15 protein-coding genes and 1 tRNA gene are annotated in these 22,215 nt (G+C 35.2%); 6 read left to right on the forward strand and 10 right to left on the reverse strand.

Annotated features, from left to right (window positions below):
• Window positions 1-13: 13 nt before the first annotated feature.
• The gene (locus tag ACONDI_RS08240; RefSeq protein WP_241078059.1) at window positions 14-982 is read right to left on the reverse strand and encodes an alpha/beta fold hydrolase; all 969 of its coding nucleotides are present in this window, start codon (window positions 980-982) and stop codon (window positions 14-16) included.
• 43 nt (window positions 983-1,025) lie between these two features.
• Entirely contained in the window at window positions 1,026-1,307 is a 282-nt protein-coding gene (locus ACONDI_RS08245) for a hypothetical protein (RefSeq protein ID WP_241078060.1), read from the reverse strand.
• Window positions 1,308-1,544: 237 nt separating this feature from the next.
• Here ACONDI_RS08245 and ACONDI_RS08250 point away from each other — a divergent pair, with 237 nt between their 5' ends.
• Window positions 1,545-2,108, forward strand: coding sequence for an ABC transporter ATP-binding protein (locus tag ACONDI_RS08250; RefSeq protein WP_241078061.1), 564 nt, complete (start codon window positions 1,545-1,547; stop codon window positions 2,106-2,108).
• A gap of 90 nt (window positions 2,109-2,198) precedes the next feature.
• Here the strand turns inward: ACONDI_RS08250 and ACONDI_RS08255 are convergent, their stop codons facing one another.
• The 4 genes from ACONDI_RS08255 to ACONDI_RS08270 all read right to left on the reverse strand — a co-directional run bounded on the left by ACONDI_RS08255 (window position 2,199) and on the right by ACONDI_RS08270 (window position 6,813).
• Window positions 2,199-3,422, reverse strand: a complete 1,224-nt coding sequence (locus tag ACONDI_RS08255) for an InlB B-repeat-containing protein (RefSeq protein ID WP_241078062.1) — start codon at window positions 3,420-3,422, stop codon at window positions 2,199-2,201.
• Window positions 3,423-3,476: 54 nt separating this feature from the next.
• Window positions 3,477-4,598, reverse strand: a complete 1,122-nt coding sequence (locus ACONDI_RS08260; protein ID WP_241078063.1) for a leucine-rich repeat domain-containing protein — start codon at window positions 4,596-4,598, stop codon at window positions 3,477-3,479.
• An 81-nt stretch (window positions 4,599-4,679) separates the two neighbouring features.
• The gene (locus tag ACONDI_RS08265; protein WP_241078064.1) at window positions 4,680-6,341 is read right to left on the reverse strand and encodes an InlB B-repeat-containing protein; all 1,662 of its coding nucleotides are present in this window, start codon (window positions 6,339-6,341) and stop codon (window positions 4,680-4,682) included.
• 181 nt (window positions 6,342-6,522) lie between these two features.
• Window positions 6,523-6,813: a hypothetical protein gene (locus ACONDI_RS08270; RefSeq protein ID WP_241078065.1), complete on the reverse strand. Its 291-nt coding sequence runs from the start codon at window positions 6,811-6,813 to the stop codon at window positions 6,523-6,525.
• A 141-nt stretch (window positions 6,814-6,954) separates the two neighbouring features.
• Between ACONDI_RS08270 and ACONDI_RS08275 the strand changes: the two genes are divergently transcribed.
• Complete coding sequence (locus tag ACONDI_RS08275) at window positions 6,955-8,418, forward strand: stalk domain-containing protein (RefSeq protein WP_241078066.1); 1,464 nt, start codon at window positions 6,955-6,957, stop codon at window positions 8,416-8,418.
• Window positions 8,419-8,571: 153 nt separating this feature from the next.
• On the opposite strand, the gene ACONDI_RS08280 is transcribed toward ACONDI_RS08275, so the two are convergent.
• From ACONDI_RS08280 to ACONDI_RS08295, 4 genes are all read right to left on the reverse strand, one after another.
• Window positions 8,572-8,646 (reverse strand) — tRNA-Val (locus ACONDI_RS08280).
• A gap of 153 nt (window positions 8,647-8,799) precedes the next feature.
• Entirely contained in the window at window positions 8,800-12,576 is a 3,777-nt protein-coding gene (gene addA, locus ACONDI_RS08285) for a helicase-exonuclease AddAB subunit AddA (RefSeq protein ID WP_241078067.1), read from the reverse strand.
• 210 nt (window positions 12,577-12,786) lie between these two features.
• On the reverse strand, window positions 12,787-16,317 hold the full coding sequence (addB, locus tag ACONDI_RS08290) for a helicase-exonuclease AddAB subunit AddB (RefSeq protein ID WP_241078068.1): 3,531 nt from the start codon (window positions 16,315-16,317) through the stop codon (window positions 12,787-12,789).
• 18 nt (window positions 16,318-16,335) lie between these two features.
• The gene (locus tag ACONDI_RS08295; protein WP_241078069.1) at window positions 16,336-17,646 is read right to left on the reverse strand and encodes an MFS transporter; all 1,311 of its coding nucleotides are present in this window, start codon (window positions 17,644-17,646) and stop codon (window positions 16,336-16,338) included.
• A 204-nt stretch (window positions 17,647-17,850) separates the two neighbouring features.
• Here ACONDI_RS08295 and glsA point away from each other — a divergent pair, with 204 nt between their 5' ends.
• From glsA to ACONDI_RS08315, 4 genes are all read left to right on the forward strand, one after another.
• The gene (gene glsA / locus ACONDI_RS08300; protein ID WP_241078070.1) at window positions 17,851-18,816 is read left to right on the forward strand and encodes a glutaminase A; all 966 of its coding nucleotides are present in this window, start codon (window positions 17,851-17,853) and stop codon (window positions 18,814-18,816) included.
• A 109-nt stretch (window positions 18,817-18,925) separates the two neighbouring features.
• A complete protein-coding gene (gene proC / locus ACONDI_RS08305; RefSeq protein ID WP_241078071.1) occupies window positions 18,926-19,744 on the forward strand; it encodes a pyrroline-5-carboxylate reductase in 819 nt (272 codons plus the stop codon).
• A 64-nt stretch (window positions 19,745-19,808) separates the two neighbouring features.
• Window positions 19,809-20,954, forward strand: coding sequence for a glutamate 5-kinase (proB, locus tag ACONDI_RS08310; protein WP_241078072.1), 1,146 nt, complete (start codon window positions 19,809-19,811; stop codon window positions 20,952-20,954).
• A 1-nt stretch (window position 20,955) separates the two neighbouring features.
• Entirely contained in the window at window positions 20,956-22,209 is a 1,254-nt protein-coding gene (locus ACONDI_RS08315; protein WP_241078073.1) for a glutamate-5-semialdehyde dehydrogenase, read from the forward strand.
• Window positions 22,210-22,215: the final 6 nt, after the last annotated feature.

The raw sequence follows: 22,215 nt of genomic DNA on the forward strand, positions 1-22,215 counted from the left end.
GTTATAATATCAATTAATTACCAGCTGCCATTTCTATAAGTTTTTTACTTTTTTCAGCAATTAATTCGGGTTTGTCAAGGTGAATATAGTGCTCTGCATCCAAAACAAAATATTCCCCGGCAGTTGATTCTGAAAAGGAAATTAAACTCTCCTTCCAGTATTCATCTTCATTCTCAACAGATATAAAAACATGGAAAGGCACATCAGGTTCTCCATGCAGAGAAACGGTCTGAGAGTTTGTTGGTATCGAATCAGCTTCATCCCACATATTCTTTGTTTGGGTGCGGCGGAAAAATATTGTCCTGGCTATCTCAGCTTCTTCTTCTGTCAAATGTCCTTTTTTCATAGCTGGAAAATTATCATTAAAAACATCTGGTTGCTGTCTCATGAGGCCAGTACGTGCCAGTAAGGTTATAACACGCGAAGGAGAAGGTTCATCCTCCGTTTGCTCATAATAATCTGGGATAAGTGGATCCAAACCCACAATAGCTTTAATTTCTTCCGGATGAAGATTAGCCCAATGTATTGCCTCCATTCCAGCCATAGAATGTGGGAACAAAACATAAGGAGGGCTTTCTCCAGAAAGCTGCAATGCGGTACGGGTTTGTTCTAGAACTGTATCTATGTCTCTAGAGCTAGAGGTAATATCACTCCAACCATATCCAGCTCGCTCTACTACGGCAATTCGGTAGTCATCTGATAATTTGTCGTAAAGAACTTTAAAATCATATACTGGAGAACTAGTCCCAAGACCTGACATAAAAACAAGAGTCACTTCCCCGTCTCCTTCTGAGTAAACATGTAACTGGTCGCCATCATCATTAACATCGACAAGCGTGCCAGGTGCTGGGTATTCCTTTTTTTCCTGTGTTACTAACTCTCTGTGTTCAAAATAACTACTCCCAACTATGAATATTACACCCACAATTAACAGTAATGGTATCCCTATCATAATCCATTTAAATATTTTTTTCTTTTTCACTTTTTGTCTCCTTTCTTGTTTGCGTTTGTTATTAGCTCCACATTTAAAGCTCTTCTTTTTTCTTTTGGCATTTATTGATAACTATTGCAGCCATAATGCTTATCATAGATGTGCAAAACAGCATGACACTCCAAATCCCTTTAATTAAGCTAGTTATTCCATCTGTTGCAAAATATCTTGCCGAAATAACTAAATAGACAGCTGCTCCCATCAAAAGGAATGAGGGTATATATTTAAGTATTCTTTTTTTGAATAGTCGAGACAACATATAAGTAATATCCACAAAAATGCACCCTAGTATCAATACAGCGAATAAAAATTCCATTTAAGGTTTCTCCTCTATTATTAATTTAGCCTAAAAGATTAGTGTACCTACCATTTTATCATAAACATGTTTTACGTGACTTACCTATTCATTACACTTAATTAACTGCTATTTCTAAGATTTTTCAGCCTTTTTATGTATTTAAAGTTCATCCTTTTGACCGTTTTGATAATATTGCCAAAACATTAAACTATAGATAGTAAAACAAATAGTAAAACAGTTGGAGGTGTCTTGTAGATGAACATATTGGAAATTAACAATTTATCAAAATCCTTTGGTTCACGAAATGCGGTTGATGGGGTTAGTTTCAACGTAAAAGAAGGGGAAGTATTTGGCCTTCTTGGCCCTAACGGTGCAGGGAAATCCACAACTCTCTCCCTGGTAAGCGGTCTGTTAAATCCAACTGCAGGGAACATAACCTTAGGGGGATGTAATATGGCCAAAGAGAGTCTGAAGGGTAGAAGTTATCTTGGTATCGTCCCTCAAGAACCTGCACTGTATGCAGGACTATCGGCTAGGGCAAATCTAAAGTTCTGGGGAACAATTAATAATGTCAAAAAAGAAGATCTCGAGGAGTCAGTAAACAGAGTACTAACTATCGTAGGACTTCTTGATAGAGCTGATGAACCGATAAAAAAGTATTCAGGAGGAATGAAGCGCCGACTCAACATAGCAGCGGGACTTATCCATAACCCTAAACTTTTGATAATGGATGAACCCACTGTGGGTGTTGACCCTCAATCTAGGAATCATATCATTGAAACGGTCAAAAAATTTGGCTCTGTTATAGTTCGTTGTTGATTTGAGTAAAATTATTTAAGCGGTAGCATTTTTGAAGGAAGCTACCGCTTATGACGCAGTAATCGGAGGATGTACAATAAACCGCTAATATTATAAATCATATCTGATCCGCTTAATTTCAAATGAATCTACCTTATTCTCTTCAAAAGATAAAGTAAAAGTAAAGTGGTGCTGGTAAAAACCAAAGGGAGCTTGATCAGGAAGATGATCTTCAAAGATAATTTTTTCTATAGAAGAGTCATTGTCCAACTTTACATTACCATTACGTCTAATTACATCATCATCTTGATATAAGATCGGAAATTTTTCAATGACATTTTCCACGCTATCGCCTACTTCTATTTCTCGTGGCCCTTTCACATTAGGTTCGAAAGCCTCTAATACTTTAAATTCAAAATCTTTACCTACATCTTTATAATTATGAGTTTTAGAATCATATTCTAATGGTTGCTGAAACATAACTTCAAATTGTGGATATTCATAAGTCTTTTCGTTAAAAGGGCCTACTACATCATAGAGAACTTCTTCTTCAAAAGCTACATCTTCTGGTTCTTCGGGGATATCTTCTAAACCATCTTCTCCTTCTTTAAATATTTTAGAAGAACTTTCAAATTTCAAATCTTCAAGTCCATGAAATCTTTCCATTCCTTCTAACTTAAGTTGTTCTAAATTAGTTAAATTGGTAATAAACTTTTCTTGTTTTGTAGGATCTATGCTATTTAAACATATTTCAAGTTTTTCTAAATTTTTTAATTCAAATATTAGTTCTGGATTTTTTATTTCATTATTTTTCAGGTTCAATTTTTCTATATTAGAAGCATACTCTAAACCAGTTAAATTTTTAATAGCATCATTAGAAGATAAGTCTAGTGATGTTATCTTCTCTAATTCTTCAATTGTCAGTTGACCTTCTGTTTTATTTATTTCATTCCTTATAGCAGTTTCTAAATTTGAATCAGTTATGTCAACTGCTTCCTTTTCAAATTTAGCCTTTATAGTGACATTTTCATTTATTTCAAATTGATAATCTAGTTGATTACTCACTTTCTCGCCATCTTTTTCCCAATTTACAAATTCATAACCTTCTTCAGGTTCTGCTTCTATCTTAACCTCTGCTCCTTCTTCATAAGTGCCTTCACCTGTTATTTCTCCCGCATATTCAGGATCAGCTTGTACCTCTACTTGATATTTATTCAGATTATTTTTATTTTTTTCATCTTCTGCTTTTTCTTCTGGAGCACAGCCTGCTATAAAAACTGTAAAAACTATTACACTTATCACTATTGATATATAAGCTAATTTTCTTACTGACACTTTTACCACCTCACCCCAAAGTATTCAAAAAGGTCATTCATAAACAGTAATTCTTTATCCTCTTAAAAAGTCAGCATCAGTTATATTGACACCTTGTGATTCTAATTCATTAATTACATCAGTGTCATCTGCGGGGTTATCGATTAAGCGAAGGGTTTCAAGATTTGTTAAGTCCTTAAGTGAAGTAATTTCATCTATTGAGTTATATCCCAGGTCTAGCTCTTCTAGATTTGTAAGTTCTATTAATGAGCTGATATCAGTCACTTCATTTCTAGCTAGCCCTAGTACTTCTATACTATTCAGCCCTGATAAAGCGTCGATTTCCTGTATTTCATTACTGCCTAATCGCAGTCTTGTCAGATTATCGTGACCTTCAAGGGGTGAAATATCTGATATTTGATTGTCATTTAGGTAAAGTGTTTCTAAATTTGATAAATTCTTAAGTGGGCTGATATCGGTCACTTCATTTTCAGCATCTTCATCACCCCACTGTAAGCTTGTCTCTGAGTTGGTTAACTGTAGTGTTTCTAAGTTTGTTAAGTTTTCTAATGGTGTAATGTCATCTATCTGGTTTCTGCACAGTTGTAACTGTTCTAAATTCTCTAATTTAGACAATGGGTCTATATTTTCGATTTTATTATCATTTAAAAATAATTGTTCAAGGTTTGTTAACTCTTTAAGAGGAGATATGTCTTCTATCTCATTGTATCTCAATCGCAAATCAGTTAAGTTAACAGCATATTCTAAGCCCGTGAGATCTGAAATATCTTCTTGATAAACTTCTAAGCTTTCAAGATTCTTCATGTCTGACATTGTTATTTCACCTGATGATTTATTTAATTCATCACGTATCGCAGTTTTAAGTGTATCGTCTGGAATATCTACTGTTTCATCAAACTGTGCCGTCACCTCCTTATCAGTTTCAACTTCTAATTCGTATTTCTGATCTTGACTTATTTTTTCTCCTTCTACTTCCCAACCAACAAATGTATAACCTTCTTTCGGTGTTGCCTTTAATAGGACTGTCTCACCTTTTTCAAAAGTTCCACCTTCTGTTACTGTTCCCATATCCTCATCATTAGATTGGATGATGACTTCTAACTCGTTATTACAACCTACCGATAAACTCATAGAAACGAGTATAATCCATACTGTTATAGTAATATTCTTAATCATAAGTTAGCCTCCTGTTTGCCCCAATTATCTATAACTTTTTCTTCTTGGCCCCAAAGTTTTTCACCGTAAAATAGACAATCACTATTTTATCTTCTTTAGTCTATGTTCTTTAACACTGAACTCCCAAGTTGTAGCTTCTATGTCTTCTGAATCAACTTTTTGTCCATTTTCACTAGGGGTCACCTCAAATGATAAGGTTTCTCCATCTTCATCCCACTCTAACCCCTGAAAATTAACATTGTATTCAGGTTGTTCTGTATCCTTTTTTAGTTCGTCATATTCTTCTTCAAACTCATCCCAATCAGTAACTCGAAATACTTCATCTTGATTGGTATCATATATATTTAAAGTTTTACTTCCAGTTTCGCCTCCAATCCATAGCTTCCTAATATATGCCACATAGTCTTCCTGCGGTGACCAAAAGTAATCGTCAATAACTCCATTAACATCTTGAATTATATTTACGTCCTGCTTGTTGCTATTTAAATATCCTAGCACTTCATTTACTTCACTTTTTTCTTGATAAACTATTCTAATATTCTTTTTATCCTGTTCTAGGGTATCGGAGAATTTAATTTGCCGCATATTAGCTTCTGGATTTGAAGAGTCGAGTTTATCTTCTAGTGGACCCAAAATATCATTCAATGGAATTTTGGATTCACTTGGCAATGTAAGAACTGTTTTATCAAGTAAATAAGGATCAATTACTGTTGAAACTCCTGTGAGTTTTTCTTGATCTAATTCAATTTCAAGATTACTATTAAAGCGTGCTAAAACACTATTTATAGAGGATTCATCATAAGCTACTTCAGTATCTGCATCATCAGTTGTTATAACTACTTCATTAATCAGATCAATTACTGATTCTTTATAGAGTTCATCTAGAGATGAATAAGATTCTTCTAGTGAATCCATAGAAGTAACTTTTAGTTCATCATCCGTTTCTTTTAGCACAATAGTTTTCTGTGTTTTTTCCTTCTCAAGGTCTTGATCTTTCAATAGTTCTATAAAAAGTGATCTCAAAGAAACAGAGTCCTCTTCGGCTTGAGACTTCAATTTATTAATCAGTTCTTTTTGGATAATCTCAATATTTTCATTACTGAATTTTGGGTATTTCAGTGAAGCTGTTACTTGAACAGATTCTTCACTTTCTTCAATTTTTTGCAACTCTACATCACCTAAAAAACCAAGCTTTCCAGGGCCTACCCGATCATAATCTTGGTAAACTCCAAAATTAGGATAGCTATTTGATTCTAGTACTTCTCTTAAGCTTTCTTCGGAGAATAGTGTTGTCGAAACATCCTCATTAAAAATTTGAAAAGCTTCTTCTGCTGTTTGTTTAACTTCTTCTAAAGGCCACTCTGCCTTTACGGACTCTTCTACATTAATTTCATCTTTAAAGTTAGCTATTATTTCCTTGTCGTCTTCAACTTCTATTTCGAGAGTCTTGTTTTCTTCTAATACTTCTCCTTCTTTATTCGTCCAATTATCAAAATTGTACCAGTTTTCAGAGATAGCTCTAATTTCTGCTAGTTCCCCTTCTTTATAAGTACCTTCACCTGTTATATTGCCAGCCTCTTCAGGATCAGCTTGTACCTCAACTTCGTATTCAATTGAGTCATCTTTATCTTGTTCTTCCTGTTCATCTCCTGCTTTTTCCTCTGGAGCACAACCTGTCATAAAGGCTACTGAAACAAACAAGCATGTAATCAATAATAAATGAAACAATCTCTTTCCTGACAAAATACCACCTCACTTTAATTTTTCAAAAAAAATTAAGTCCAAATCGGACTATAAAATATCATGCTAACTAATTTTCATCTAATTTTTCTTCATAACCTAGGTTAAATTAAGGAACAGCAAATATCTTATACGCAGCAAACCATACATTACCATTTTGGCATGGCTTAATAATAATTTCAACCTAAACTATGCTAAATTTCGAAGTTCTAATTGAATCATAAGTATCGTTAACTTGGTATAGGCATATTTTTACTAGGAATTCTTTGATATTATTTACAGTATTATCATGTCCGATTGAATCAAGAAAATTATACCATGATAAATAATTATCAAGGTATTTGGTAGAGATACCCTTAAACTTATGAATAAAATCTTTATCAACAACCCTTTTATTATCAACTGTAAGGTAGTCTAAAACCTCAAATTTAACATATTGATTTGGATATAACTGTCTAACTTCAGACCATTTCATATGACCCACCTCCGTTAAGTCCATTATATCACTTAACACTTTGGAAAAACATACCACGACAAATTATAATACACTCTTTTTGACAAAAAAGCTGCTTAATGGTAACTTTTAGTGTGCCAAAAATAACTTGGAGGTGTCTCTTTGAAACGGATAGTTTTATTATTTTTTGTTTTTATGCTAGTTAGCTCATCAAGTTTTGCAGCCGAGCCCCAGGAAGATATCGATATAATAATCGATGATCAGACAATCGAAACTGAGGTTCCACCCAGGCTTGTAGATGACAGGACCTTAGTTCCTGTTAGGGATGTTTTCGAAAACTTAGGTGCCGAAATGAAGTGGGACCCAGAAGATAGAGTAGCTTCAGGTATACATGAAGATCAGAGAGTAGATATACCAATTGATAGTAAGGAAGCTACAGTGAATGAGACTACTGAAACTTTAGATGTTCCAGCACAAGTTTTTGAAGAAAGGACTTATGTTCCACTAAGGTTTTCCGGAGAGGCTTTGGATGGTGAAGTTGATTGGGACGGAGATGCAAGGGAAATAACAATTGACCCTCCAGAAATTGATGATTCTGTAAAGGTTGGAGAACTTACAGCTCACTTTATAGATGTAGGCCAGGGTGATGCTATATTCCTTGAAACACCTTGCGATAATCACGTATTAGTGGACGGGGGACAAAACTGGGAAGGTGACACAGTAGTTAGCTATATTGAAAATTTGGGCATAAATGAAATAGAAAAAGTCGTAGCCTCCCACCCCCATGCTGACCACATCGGAGGATTAAGTGATGTATACCAAGAGCTAGATGTAGAAGTCATCTACGATAATGGTTATGAACGTGATACACAAACTTATGAAGAGTATTACGAATTAGCCAACCAGGAAAGTGATTTTAGAGTGGCCACACAAGGGGATACTCTTGATGTAGATTCTATAGACGCTGAATTTATTCATCCACCAGAAGGCCACACAGGAGATATACACGACCTTAATCTAGTTCTAGATTTGGATTTTGAAGGACAGTCAATTCTATTAACTGGAGATGCAGAGATACCTTCTGAAGAAATGATGATGAATAATTCCCCTGAGCTTCTACCAAGTGAGTTACTAAAGGTAGGACACCATGGGTCTAGCACAAGTACTGGAGACGAATTTTTAGATGCAGTAGATCCCGAAGCTGCTGTTATCCAAGTAGGAGAGGATAATAGATATGGTCACCCTGATGCTGAAGTGCTTCAGCGCCTTCAAGAAAATGATGTGAAAATCTATAGAAACGACTATCATGAGGATGTAGTTATAACTTTGGACGAAAATAGCTGGAGCGCCAATGTTGAACCGTGGGACGGGGAAGTTATAATAGAAGAAGATGAAGCAACTGATGAGCCAGATGATGAAACTGTAGAAGAACCGGTTGGAAGAGTTAATATAAACACAGCATCTTATGAAGAACTGCAGGAAATAATCAATATAGGAGAAGCAAGAGCAGAAGAAATAATAGAGCTAAGACCTTTTAATTCCCTTGATGAATTAGATGCAGTTCATGGGCTTGCCGATGCGACTATAGAAGAAATTAAAGAAGAAGGAATTGCTTATGTTGAATAAAAATATTGCCATCTACACATAAGTGGTGACGATGCAAAACCATTAACCTATCCAAAATATAACAGGGCGCAATTTAGGCTCAACTTGAAGGTTAACAAATTCATTAAAAAACCGCAGGATTGTTATAACCCCTGCGGTTGTCGTTTTCATTAATGGTGGGTCTGGGTGGGTTCGAACCACCGGCTTCTACCGCGTCAAGGTAGCGCTCTCCCCCTGAGCTACAGACCCATTATTTAATTTATCAATATCTTGTTTTTGCGGATATAAGTATAACATATCCAAAGGCACGAAGCAACACTAACTAACTATTAATTCTCGCTATTTTTATCACATCATACCCATTATACTCATCAATTATTTGCTTACTTATAAGTCACTCTGTCAATCCACTCTTATAGCCTTCTCTAACATAATATGATAGATATAGGTCTCTTTCACTTCTTTATTATATATCTTTTCTACAGCCATTTTATAATAATCAAGCTGCACCTTGTAATCTTTTTGCAATCTTTTTAGTTCATTCTCTTTAATATTATCTGTCTTAAAGTCAATTAACAAAAACCCGTCCTTTTCCTCTATAAGATAATCTACAGCCCCCTGGATAACAATAATTTCATCCTTTTCTTCACAATTATTATCAGTCTCCTCCATCTCTTCATAAATCTCAATATCTTTATAAGACACACCCAGGGTAAAATTAATTTCTCTTGTTAAGTTATCCTTATTTTGTAATACTCTCTTTCCAAGCTCTGTTTCAAAAAAACTCTCCACTTTGCCCGGCTCTATCATTTCTATTTGTTCTTTTGTTATTATCTCTTTTTCTATCAATTTATCCAATGATTCACTTAAATGTTCACCAAAAGCATTATAAGCCAAATCTAATGGCACATGCTGAAAGACAAGATGATAGGCCGTACCTAGTTCTGCTCCTGTCAGTTTTTCTTTTTCTTTCAAAAACTCAGGCCTTTTTAAAAATGTCTCAGCTAGATGTTTGCTAGTTTCGTTAGTTTTTCTACTTTCCCTTATTTCTTTAGCTTCCTGCTGTATTTGGGTAACTGTTAGTTTTGCCGGCAGTTGTGTTACATGTTGATATGGATATTTCCAGTTAAGGGCACTTCTAATGGCTTCTAAATCATCAATTTCATCAACAATATCACTAGGTTCTTCCTCATAATCATCTACATCTTCAGTTTCCCTTCCTACAGCAATTTCACCGTACCCTTCTGATTTCTCATACTGATTTTGATCATCCTGAGTTTTCTCATCTTGAATTTCTTCATGAACCTGGAGCTCAAAATATCTTTTATTATGCCCTTCACCATGCCCTTCATCATTCACATCATAACTTATACTGGGGATTATCCAATCAAAATAACAGCCTATATTATCAGGCTCCTCATGACCATCTATTTCCTTTCCACTCCCCACTAGTATCAGGTGTTCTTCCGCTCTTGTAAGTGCTACATATAGTATTCTCATCTCTTCGGCAAGGACTTCTTTTCTTATCCTTTCTTTTATCACTTCATATGAAATGGTCGGATATTTTAATCTTTTGTCAAGGTCAACTATCTTTGGACCGAGCCCAAGCTCCTTATGATAAAGAAGATCTTTCTTTATTTCGTTCATATTAAAACTTTTCCCAAGCCCCATTACAAAAACAACTCTAAATTCAAGGCCTTTGCTTTTGTGAATACTCATAAGCCTTACAACATTTTCTTTTTCACTTAAGACTCTTGCCTTTGCTAGATCTTCATCCCTATCTTCAAGTTTTTCTATAAATCTCAAGAATCTAAAAAGTCCCGACTGAGAAAAAGTATCAAACTGAAGGGCCAAATCATACAGGGAGTGTAGATTTGCCTTTCTCTCCTCACCATCTTTAAGTCCCCTGACAAAATCCAAATATCCAGTAATCTCAAAGATGTCCCAGATAAGCTCCGATAATTTATTTTTCCTTGAAAAGCTGCGCCATCTATTTAGTTTTGTCAAAAATTCATTAATTTTAGATACTAAGCCTATTTTTACTTTTTCTTGCACAACATTTTCTTTCTCATTCTCATTTGCATTTTCACTAAAATCATTACTAACCCCAGAAACATTAATCAAATCTTCATAAAGATCCCCTCTACCTCTAATCTCAAACAGTTCTTCTTCAGTAAAATTAAATATTGGAGATCTAAGAACTGCTGCCAGGGGTATGTCCTGTCTTGGGTTATCAATAACTTTTAAAAGTGAAAGCATCACCTGAATTTCTGGTGACTTGAAATAACCTTTATTTAGCTCCGCATAAAAGGGGACCTCTTCCTCAGCAAATATCTCTGTTATCCGCTCCCCGTGAGAACCTAGCTGTCTATTTAAGACTACAACATCCCTATATTCCAAAGGCCTATACTCATCAATATCTTTTTCATAAACACAGTAGCCACTATCTATTAACTCTTTTATTCTTTTTGCTATAAGTTTTGCTTCTTGTTCTTCATCTGTTAGCTGCCTTTCCTGATCTTTTTGTACAAAGTGTACCTCGACAGGCTTATCTAGCAAAATTTTTTGGCCCTGGTCCTGCTCCGGCTTAGGGAAAGTTTTACCACTATCAAGCCTTGTATTTTCGTCGTAGTCTACTCCTCCAATTTTTCTTGTCATTATATTTTCAAAGATATTATTGACCCCATCAATGACTTTCTTTGAGGAGCGAAAATTTTGTTTTAGTTCAATTAGCCGACCAGGAAAGTCTAAATCATTTTCTTGATTATCATAATCACTATATTTATAATATTTGTTCAAAAATAGCCCCGGTTCTGCAAGTCTAAATCTATATATACTCTGCTTAACATCTCCTACCATAAACATATATGGATAATCGTTCACAGTGCTATCGCTAATGACTTCTAATATTTCGTTTTGTACCCCGTTTATATCCTGATACTCATCTACCATCACTTCTTTATATTTTTCTTTTAACTCCCTTACTATCTCCTCAAACTCTAAAAGTAAAAGGGTTTTATGCTCCAAATCACTGTAATCAAGAAGTTTTCTTTGCTTCTTGACCTCCATGTAGCGCCTGTCAAACTCAAAAACCATGTCTGTTAGTAGCTTCATATATGGAGCTACAGCTTTTAGTTCTTCTATCATTTCATCTTCTTGTCGTGAAAAAAAACTATCTTTAAGGCTTTTTATTTCATCTTTTGCCTTGTCTCTCAAGTTTTTTACTTCTTCTTTTAGTTCATCATCTACCGGATCGTCTTTTTTTATAGAGGGTAGTCTTTTGAACCGAAAGCCCTGACAGATACTTCTTAACTTGTCCCAATTTTTAGTATCATTATCATTAAGCTTTTCTTTTAACCCACAAGCCGTAGTAAGCTCCTCTTCTAACCTTTCATAATATTGATAAGGTCCCCCGGGAAGATTAGCCCTATCTATGGCTCTTTCAAGAGCTTTGATTATCTTTTCTACTTTTTCCTCCAAAATCTCCACTATATCTTCAAAGTATTTACTATCTGACAGTGAACTAACACCCTCCATGGAAAAATATTCTCCAACGTCATTTAACCATTTTTCTGGATCAGGGTGACTTCTAGAAAACTCATGTAGACTGAGTATCATCTGTTTTAAATTTGAGTCATCAAGACTTCCCCCATAATAATCCACAAGTCTAAAGAAAGTATCACTATTTACTTCTTTGCTTGTTTCATTGTCTGACTCTTTTTCATACATCTCTTCAAGATAGCCTTCTAAGACTTCATCTTTAATAAGCTCTACTTCTTGATCACCTGCAATCCCAAAATCAGGGTCAAGCTCTAACATATAAAAATATTTCCTCAACAGTTCATTACAAAAAGAATGTATGGTCGAGATATTTGCCTTATTTATAAGTTGAAGCTGGGCTTTTATCCTTTTGTTAGATGGATCATTAATCAGCTTTTCTGTAAGTGACTTGCTAATTCTCTCTTTCATCTCAAGAGCAGCTTTTTCTGTAAAAGTCACTACAAGAATTTCATCTACATTCAAAGGATTAGCTTCATCCGCTACCCGCCTCACAATTTTTTCAACAAGAACCGCAGTCTTACCAGCTCCCGCCCCAGCAGAGACAAGTACATTTTCATTTTTGGAACCTATTATCTTCATCTGGGTATCAGACCAGGATATCTTTTCCTTTTCACTCATCAAAGATTTTCTCCTTCCTAAATTCAAAAAAGTGTCTCATCTTGAGTTAGCCATAACTCTAGGCATAACTCAATCATTTTCTATCTCGAATACGATAATCTAAACTTGTTTCTGATGTAATACAAAAAAGCCATATAAACTACATAAATTTTTGTTTCAAACATCAATCTTTAATATGCACGATACTTTATAGTTTTTCAAAAAATTTTACTAATCCTCTAGTTCACCGGTTATTAACTCTAAATAATTATCTTTATCTCCAATTCTTCTATAATTATTACCATCAAATCTCAGGTCAAACTGACATACCGGATTATAAGAGCAATATCCGCAAGGTGTATCCGTCCCCATTTTGTAGGGGCTTATATCAAAATTACCTTCACAAATCTCACCAGCAAGCATAGCTAATCTCTTCTCAGAAAAATTAAGCACCTGCGAAAAATCATCTATATCTAGCACCCTACTTCTAGCAGTAAATCTTCCCTGTTTTGTAGAATATTTTTGTTTTAATAAATCATCCCTACCTCCTGTCATGGCATTATATACTCCTTCATCAGCTAGTATATATCCATCCATCTTCATCTTATTTCTAAACTTTTTGTCTGCCTCTTCTTTAGTTAGCGGTGTTTCTGAAGTTATTACAGGGCTTTTTATCCCAAAGTACAGCATCCCACCGGGTTTTACGCTTTTACTATCTATATCTAAAAGGTGTTTAGAATTTTTAACAACTACTAAAAGATAAACAGGAAGCTGAAGGTTTATCCCGTAATATAGTTCTTTTAAATCAATTGGCCTTGTCTGACCCTTGTAATCTATCACCCTGACATACTTCTCACCATCTATCTTTGCTTCATCTATCCTGTCAATCTTACCCTCAAGCTTTAACTTCCTCCCACCATCAATCTCTATCTCCAAAGGCGGAACTTCTCTTTTTTCACCAAATTCAAGTTCAGCATACAAAGGGCTAAAACCATCTTTTATCTCATGCTCGGCCAATATACTAATGGCATTATTCAAGTGTTCTTTTAATTTTTCTGTTACATACCTATTTCTTTCACTGCTCTCCAAAATCTTGCTTTTTAATCTACCTGACAGTTTTTCTAATATTTCATCTATAAAGGTTTCTATCTCTTCGCTTGATACATCCTTCCAAGAGAGGCCTTCTTCATTAAGTTTTTCAAAGAATAATTTTAAGACTGCATGATACAAAATACCAAAGCCAAGAGGGTCCAAACGATAAAATTCTCTTTCTTTTAGCTTTAACATCCTACCTGCCAAAAACATAAAGGGACAGCTGCAGTAGTTTTCAAGGGCTGATACTGAGCTTTTTAGTACTCCGTCATATTTTTCATCAATATAATTATCAGGTAGTTTTGTAACTTGATTCTTGTAGGAAAGACCCAAATAGGCTGGGTTTTGTTTAAGCTCATCAATGTAATCTTCTTTAATTACACTTAATACATTTTTCCAAAAAGAAGATGGCTCATCCATTTTTTGCATCTGTTGGACCATAATTGGAATCAAGTTTTTCGGATTTATTAAGATATCAAGTTCATCCTCTGTCAGATCTTCATGGAAGTATTCTTCTTCAAGGGATGGAATGATTCTTTTGATATTATCTATTATTGGTGATGGATGTAGGGTCCCCCCGTCCTGCCCTGCCAAAGGATAGCTTAAAACAAGTTTTTCTCTGGCCCTTGTAAGGGTAACATAGGCCCAAAACTGTTCATCATATAATTTTTTCTCTGTTGTTGGAGCAAGTTCTATCCCCTTATCTCGAAGAACAAGTCTTTCTCTGTCATTAAATATCCCCGACTCCAAAAATGATGCCGGAAAAGATCCTTCACACAGTCCTAAAAGATATATCGACTTGATATCGTGCTGTCTTGACCTCTCTACAGAACCTACAACTACCTGGTCTAGCGAAGGAGGGATAAGTCCTAAAGATATATTTTCAAAACCCTGTTCTAGCACCTGTAAGTATTCATACACACTCATCTTCTTATCACCAAGATAATAAACAAGTTCATCAAAAAGATCCACCGACACGTCCCAGACCTGGGTATTAAACTGCATTTCATAGTGTTCTTTTGAACTTTTATTATCTTCTATCCACTCCTGAAGCTTCAATGGCACATTTAACTCCTCAATCAATTCCCACAACTTTAAAGTTATCTCTTTTGCCGTATAGGCTTGTTTATGCTTACCAATCTTCAGGCTTTCGTATATTGGTTTAAGAACTTTTACTATTTTATCTCTCGTCACATCAATCTCTTCTAAAGTTTGTTTATCTTTCTTTGATACTTTATCATCCAAATTCTCAAGGTCAGTATCTAACACATAGCCCCAGGGCTCGTCCATAATCCACTGCCTACCCTTTATCCCGTGGGCTAAGACATAATTCTCAAGCTTATCAACCTCATCTCTAGAGACGTCAACAAGGTCAGTTTTCAAATAGCGAAAAACACTTTCATAAGAAAAGTCACTCATAACTATCTCAAGAACCGACCTAAATAACTCAACTAAAGGATGATAATAAACTATCTCTTTTTTGTCGATAAAATAAGGAATATCATATTTTGAAAAGACTGACTTAATGATAGGTTCATAATCATCAAAATCCCTTACTATTATTGATATATCTTTGAATCTTTTGCTATCTTGTTTAACCTCTATAAGGATTTTTCTTGCAATTTTCTCCACTTCACCTCGTCTATTAGAAGCCTGAATAAGTTCAATATTTTGAGGTTCATCCGTATAGACTTCCCTTGGAGATATCTTATCCCAATTTTTCTCCAAAAGATAAAGTTCGTCCGCTTCATTAAACCTATGCTTATCTTTACTTGGAAGCTCAACCTGATCAAGAATATCAATATTATTCTTAAGAGCCATCTGAGTAAGCCTATTATATGTTTCAATAACAGGATAGAATAGATCCACTTCAGTAATATTTTTTTGATTTTTATTTTGTAACAATAAAGGATCCAAAGTTAAAGAAATCTCCATATAACTTACATTAAGCATTATTTTCTCTAACATCATTAGCTCTCTTGGGGTAAAGCCAAAAAATCCATCTACATATACTTCACTATTGTGTAGTAATTCAAATTCATCTATCTTTTCATAGGCTTTAAAATAATAATCTTCCTGGTGAAGATAACTATCCTCAACATGTTTTTGGTAATCATCAAACAGAAATGAAATCTCTTGTAATTTCTTATCAAGAACGTCTTCAGTGTTCTCTTCTTTGTTTTCTTCTGATTTTTCTTCATTAAGCCTGTCTATTACAAAATCTTCGGGAGAAATATTATACATTTTGGCTTCTCGTATCAGGTTTGATAGCTTATCGACAAAACCTCTTTGATTCGCAGCCTTTTTCAAAAATTCTATACTACCCTCATTCAACCTATCTTGAATCAGACCTTTTAAGATCATCTCTTTTCCCGTATCAGTAAGATGTGCCTTGTTATCGCCACCAGTCATTTGAAGAACTTTTTTTGACAAACGTTCAAAACTTAATATATGTAGCCGGGTAAATCCTTCTATATCTTTGTCACTACCTTCTAATCCGTTATCCTCTTTTTCTAAAAAAGCCTGCTCCATCTGAAAGGTAGACTGTTCAGGAACTATTAATATTATCGGATCACCCGCAGGGTCAGATATTAACTTATCTTTAATCATATCTATAAAATAACGGGTCTTACCCATACCGGCCCGACCTAAGACAAATCTAATAGACAAATTAACCACCTCTAGCGTTCATTTTACCCTATTCTTTCCACCAATTAAAGATGTTAATTTGTCCCTAATGGATTTTAGCTTTCCTCCAGCATTTACAGAGATATCAACATCTTCACTTTGATTATTTACTACTAGTATTACAATATAGGAAAAGATAGTCATTAAAAGCAAAAATCCAGCAGCCATGCCAAACATAAAGATCCGACTGACCTGTACCATCCAACCAAATGCTGGTGGCCCAGCTGCAACCCCAAAAAATCTAACACTACCATAAAGCGAAGTAACACCACCCCTTGCACGACCTGTTGTGGAGCTTGTAACTAACGTATTTACAGAAGTCAAGATAACTCCTGCAGAAATGCCTGCAAGAACAATGGCTGCAAAAAATACATAGTCACTTTCAATAAATAAAGCTATAAACAAAAATGCTATGCTACCAAATAATAGACCACCTACTACTGCATATTCCATTAAAGACCTGTCTGTTTTTATAACTTTTCCAATAGTATAAGAAGTAGTTGCCATAACTATTACTGGTATAGCAAGGACAACACCTTTTAACACCCCAAATAAACCATAGCGTATCTCCAAAATATCTGACATATATGACAAGGTCCCAAACAAAAAAAACAACACACTAAAACCTGCAAGATAGGTTCCTATAAGATACCAACCCTGCTTTTTAAAGATATTACCTATCCCAGAAAAATAATCATTAAATGAATTTTTTGAATCCGCACCAGTTGATTTGTTTTCAGGTTCATTTATTACAATCCACATAAAGATAATAACTGGAATCGCAAGAACAGGATACACAAAAAAAGGTGAAAACCAAAACAAAACTACTATAACTGCTCCAAGGATGGGACTTACAATCTTACCAAGACCATTAAAAGCCTCTAAAACACCCATAGCCTTGGTTCTCTTACTTTCCTGAAACAAATCCCCAGCAAGAGCCATGGCAATTGGCCCAGTTCCCCCGGCACCAAACCCCTGGATAAGTCTTCCGCCAAGCATAATGGTATATGGGTCCTCCATCAAAAGAGCAGCAAAACCAGATATAAGCCCACCTAGAGCATAAAGAAATAATGCGATGATTATTATAATTTTTCTTCCTATCTTGTCTGATAAGAACCCAACTATAGGTATTGTAACCCCCGCAGATATCGAAAAGACAGTAATTAATAGCCCTACTTCAAACTGAGTTATATTCAAAGCTTCTTGAATCTGTGGAAAAGCAGGAATTAATAATGAATTACCGAGCACCATAATAAATGGAACGAAACTTAAAGTATATAATTTTAAGCTATCTTTATTTGCAATCTCCAATTAGATCCACCCCATTAATTGTTGAATTCAACTACAAAATTCTTATGAACAAAGTTTTATTTTTGATTGCAATACATCGCTGTCTTTTGTAGCTTTTCCATATTAATTAATCAGATATTCTGGAGCATTTTGGCTATTATGTAAATATAAAATAAAAAGTAAAGTATAAAGAGAATGAAAGAAGATTGAAAGGAGAGAACAAATTTGGAAAAAACAATAAATAATGTACATAATAAAACTTTAACCAATAAATTTTTAAACGAATTAATAGAAAAAAATTTCAACTGGGCAAAAATAGGAAACCTGCCTACGTCTATACCGGCTCTTGCAGAACAGGATCCAAATTTGTTTGGAGTAAGTATACATACGGTAGAAGATGAAAGCTTTAACGCAGGAGATTACGACACCCCTTTTACCATACAAAGCATATCCAAAGTGTTTGCTCTTTTACAGGCATTGATAGATAATAGCGAAGAAAAAGTTTTTTCTGATATTGGTATGGAACCTACGGGCGATTTATTTGACTCTATATCAAAGCTAGAATCTTTTAACAATCTCACACCTCTAAATCCTTTAGTTAATGCAGGTGCTATTGCAACCACTTCTTTCATTCATGGCAAAGATTATGATGACAAATTCAACCGGCTAAAAGAACTCATGATTAGCATATCTAATAATCCTACTATTTCAGTTGATTATGATGTTTATAGATCAGAAAAAGAAACTGCAGATAAAAATCGTTCTATAGCATATTTTTTAAGAAATATCGGGGCTATAAAAGGAGATGTAGATAAAATCCTGGAATTATATTTTAAGCAGTGTTCTTTGAAAGTCACCTGCAAAGACCTATCTTATATTGGGGCAGTACTTGCAAGAACGTCAGGTTTTAACTCTTTGAGCTTTTCTGGGGTAGAGATTCCTTCAAGGTACTTTAGGATTATAAAAACATTTATGTTCACCTGCGGACTTTATAATGAATCCGGCAAATTTGCTGTTAGGGTTGGTATCCCTGCTAAAAGCGGTATTTCTGGAGGTATCCTAGCAGTAGTACCAGGAAAAATGGGGATTGGTATATTAAGCCCACCTCTTAATAAAAAGAGTAATCCTCTGGCTGGGATGAGGCTATTAGAGGATTTGTCAGATAGATTAAATCTATCATTAATTCAATGAAATTTCGTTTTATGGTGTACTAATGCTTATTTCAATGATTATTGAAAAAAATTACTGGGTTAGCTATAATGAAGCGAAGCCTAACTTTTGCAAGGGGGGATTCATTTATATGAATAATGACCAAACAATCGGAATAATAGGTACAGGTAATATGGGAAATGCTCTCTTAAAAGGATTTATTGAAAGTAAAAGCATATCGACTAAAAATATTTATGCTTATGACGCTGACGAAAATAAGGTAAAAAATATCGCCAGTGAACTAAATATCGAAAAAGCTAGCACCATAGATGAATTAGTTAAAGTTTCAGACATAATATTTTTTGCAGTTAAGCCTCAAAACATCGAAGAACTTCTTAGACAAATCCCAACGGATAATTCCACCAACAAGCTATTTGTCAGTGTACTAGCAGGTACACCAATTGAAACTTTTGAAGATTATCTAGGTGATAATGCCAAAATTATAAGATTAATGCCTAATACTCCCTGCCTTGTAAATGCAGGAATGATAGCATTAAGTAAGAATAATTATGTTAGTGACAAAGAAAGTGACTTCATCAAAAAACTTTTGGAACCTACCGGGGAATTAATAGAAGTAGACGAAAAAGACATGGATGCAGTCACAGCACTATCTGGTAGTGGGCCTGCTTACATATTTATGATTATACAGGCTATGTCAAACGCAGGAGTAAAACTTGGACTAACCCAAGAGCAGAGTTTGAAACTTGCCACCCAGACAACATATGGTGCTGCAAAGCTTGTATCTTCTACAGGTGAGCATCCAGAAATTTTAAAAGATAAAGTATCATCTCCCGGAGGAACTACTATTTATGCCCTTCACGAGCTAGAAGATGAAGGCTTAAGGGGTATAATTATGAACGCTGTGGAAGCATGCTATAATAGATCTATAGAATTAAAAGATGATAATTGAAAAAAAGTGTTGGCATAAATCCATAATTATTTTTTGAAAATTAATTCACTGAAGGAATGATAATATGACTAATAGAAATTTAAATTTAACAGAAAATTCAATAATAGTCTTTAAGGTTGGGACAAGTACTATAACTTACCCTAATGGCAAGCTAAATCTTAACTACTGCGATAAGCTTGTTAGACAGCTTTCAGACCTTGCCAACCAAGGGATAAAAGTAATTTTAGTAGCTTCAGGTGCTGTAGGGGCAGGTCTTGGGAAGCTTAATTTCCAAAAAAAGCCGGAAACTACATCGGAAAAACAAGCCCTTGCTGCTGTTGGTCAGGGTGTCTTGATCCAACACTTTGAAAAACTGTTTTCAGAGTATGGGCATACTATCGCCCAAATCCTTCTTACAAGAGATGACATAGCAAATCGTAAAAGCTATCTTTACGCTAGAAAAACTTTAGCTACCCTTCTTTCATACGGTGTGATACCTATAATAAATGAGAATGATACAGTAGCAACAGACGAAATAGAATTCGGGGATAATGACACTTTGAGTGCTCTTGTGGCGAGTACTGTTGACGCAAACCTACTGGTCCTTCTATCAGACATAGAAGGACTGTATACAAAAGATCCTTACAAACATCCTGATGCAAAGTTTATATCAGAAGTTAAAAAAATCACTCCTGATATCGAGAGTTTGTGTGGTATTTCTCATGACAAAAGAGGCACGGGAGGAATGGTAAGTAAAATACAAGCTGCCAAGATAGCCACAAGCTCTGGAGTACCCATGATAATAACTCAAGGTAATTGTCCAGAAATAATCCAAGATATAATTGAGTATAAAAGTGTAGGAACTCTTTTTCATCCTGCCAAAAAAACACTAAACTGCAGAAGAAGATGGATAGCTTTTGCAGAATTTTCTCAGGGCAAGATATATGTAGATGAGGGAGCTAAAGAAGCTATCTGTACTTTAAATAAAAGTCTCCTTCCAAGTGGGATCAAAATGGTAGCAGGTAGTTTTGAGAGATACAAAGTTGTTAGTATCTGTGATGAAGCAGGCAACATCATTGGTAAAGGCATCTCTAACTATTCTTCAAGGGAAATCCACAAAATAAAAGGTCTTCAAAGTAAAGAGATTAGTGCAACTCTTGGCTATAGCCTTGGAAGTGAAGTGATGCATAGAGATAATTTTGTAATATTTGAAAACGAGGAGGTAGTATAAAATGAGTAATGTAAACGTAGAAGCTCTGTGTAAAAAAGCCAAAACAGCAAGTAAAAAACTGGCAATTTTGTCAAGCGAAGCAAAAAATGAAGCTCTATTAAAAATGGCCGAAAGTCTTCGAAAAGAAAAAAGTGCTATTATTGATGCAAACAAGGAAGACGTTGAAAACTTAATGAAAAAAGAAAATTACACAAGTGCATTTAAAGACAGATTGACACTAACTGAAGATAGAATAGAAGGTATGGCAGAAGGATTAGAAGACATAGCCAAATTAGACGACCCTGTAGGCGAACATCTAGGAGCCAAAAAGATCCAAAACCAAATGGAAGTAGGAAGAGTAAGAGTTCCAATGGGTGTCATAGGTATAATCTATGAGGCAAGGCCAAATGTCACTGCTGATGCTGCTGGCCTATCTCTAAAAGCAGGAAATTCTATTGTCTTAAGGGGTAGTGCAGAAGCAATTAATTCAAACATGGCAATAACCAAAGCCCTTAAAGCGGGATTAGAATATACAAAAGTTGACCCTGACTGTATTTCTTTAATCGAGGACAAATCAAGAGATAGTGTGAACGAACTCTTGACACAGGATAAATATGTAGATGCCTTAATCCCCCGCGGCGGCAAAGGTCTTATACAATTTGTTGTCAAAAACAGCACCGTTCCAGTAATAGAAACCGGCAAAGGAAACTGTCACACTTACGTTGACAAAGATGCAGATATTGATATGGCTGCTGAGATCGCCGTTAATGCAAAAGTACAGCGCCCTGGTGTATGTAATGCCATGGAAACATTGCTAATACATGATAACATAAAAGAAGACTTTCTTAAAAAAGTTGTTCCTAAATTAGAAGAACAGGACGTAGAAATTAGAGGGTGCGAAAAAGCAAGACAGGTCTGTGATGTGAAAGCGGCGGACGAATCTGACTGGGATGAAGAATACCTAGACCTAATCCTCGCAGTCAAAGTAGTTAATAATACTGATGAAGCAGTTAATCACATAGAGACATATGGAACAAGTCATTCAGAAGCAATTGTCACCGAGAATTATACAACAGCTAGAAAATTCTTAAACGAAATAGATGCTGCAGCAGTATATGTTAATGCATCAACAAGATTTACCGATGGTGGTATGTTTGGAATGGGTGCAGAGATCGGAATAAGTACCCAAAAACTTCACGCAAGGGGGCCAATGGGAATAGAACAGCTAACAACCACCAAGTTTACAATATTAGGATCAGGCCAGATAAGGAGCTAATAATTT

The organism is Natranaerofaba carboxydovora, assembly GCF_022539405.1.
Lineage (GTDB): Bacteria > Bacillota > Natranaerobiia > Natranaerobiales > Natranaerofabaceae > Natranaerofaba > Natranaerofaba carboxydovora.

Bases quoted from the DNA above. Each gene is read 5' to 3' on its own strand.
- ACONDI_RS08245 (WP_241078060.1), bottom strand. From the start codon at position 1,307: ATGGAATTTTTATTCGCTGTATTGATACTAGGGTGCATTTTTGTGGAT.
- ACONDI_RS08250 (WP_241078061.1), top strand. From the start codon at position 1,545: ATGAACATATTGGAAATTAACAATTTATCAAAATCCTTTGGTTCACGA.
- ACONDI_RS08260 (WP_241078063.1), bottom strand. From the start codon at position 4,598: ATGATTAAGAATATTACTATAACAGTATGGATTATACTCGTTTCTATG.
- ACONDI_RS08270 (WP_241078065.1), bottom strand. From the start codon at position 6,813: ATGAAATGGTCTGAAGTTAGACAGTTATATCCAAATCAATATGTTAAA.
- addA (WP_241078067.1), bottom strand. From the start codon at position 12,576: ATGAGTGAAAAGGAAAAGATATCCTGGTCTGATACCCAGATGAAGATA.
- proC (WP_241078071.1), top strand. From the start codon at position 18,926: ATGAATAATGACCAAACAATCGGAATAATAGGTACAGGTAATATGGGA.
- proB (WP_241078072.1), top strand. From the start codon at position 19,809: ATGACTAATAGAAATTTAAATTTAACAGAAAATTCAATAATAGTCTTT.
- ACONDI_RS08315 (WP_241078073.1), top strand. From the start codon at position 20,956: ATGAGTAATGTAAACGTAGAAGCTCTGTGTAAAAAAGCCAAAACAGCA.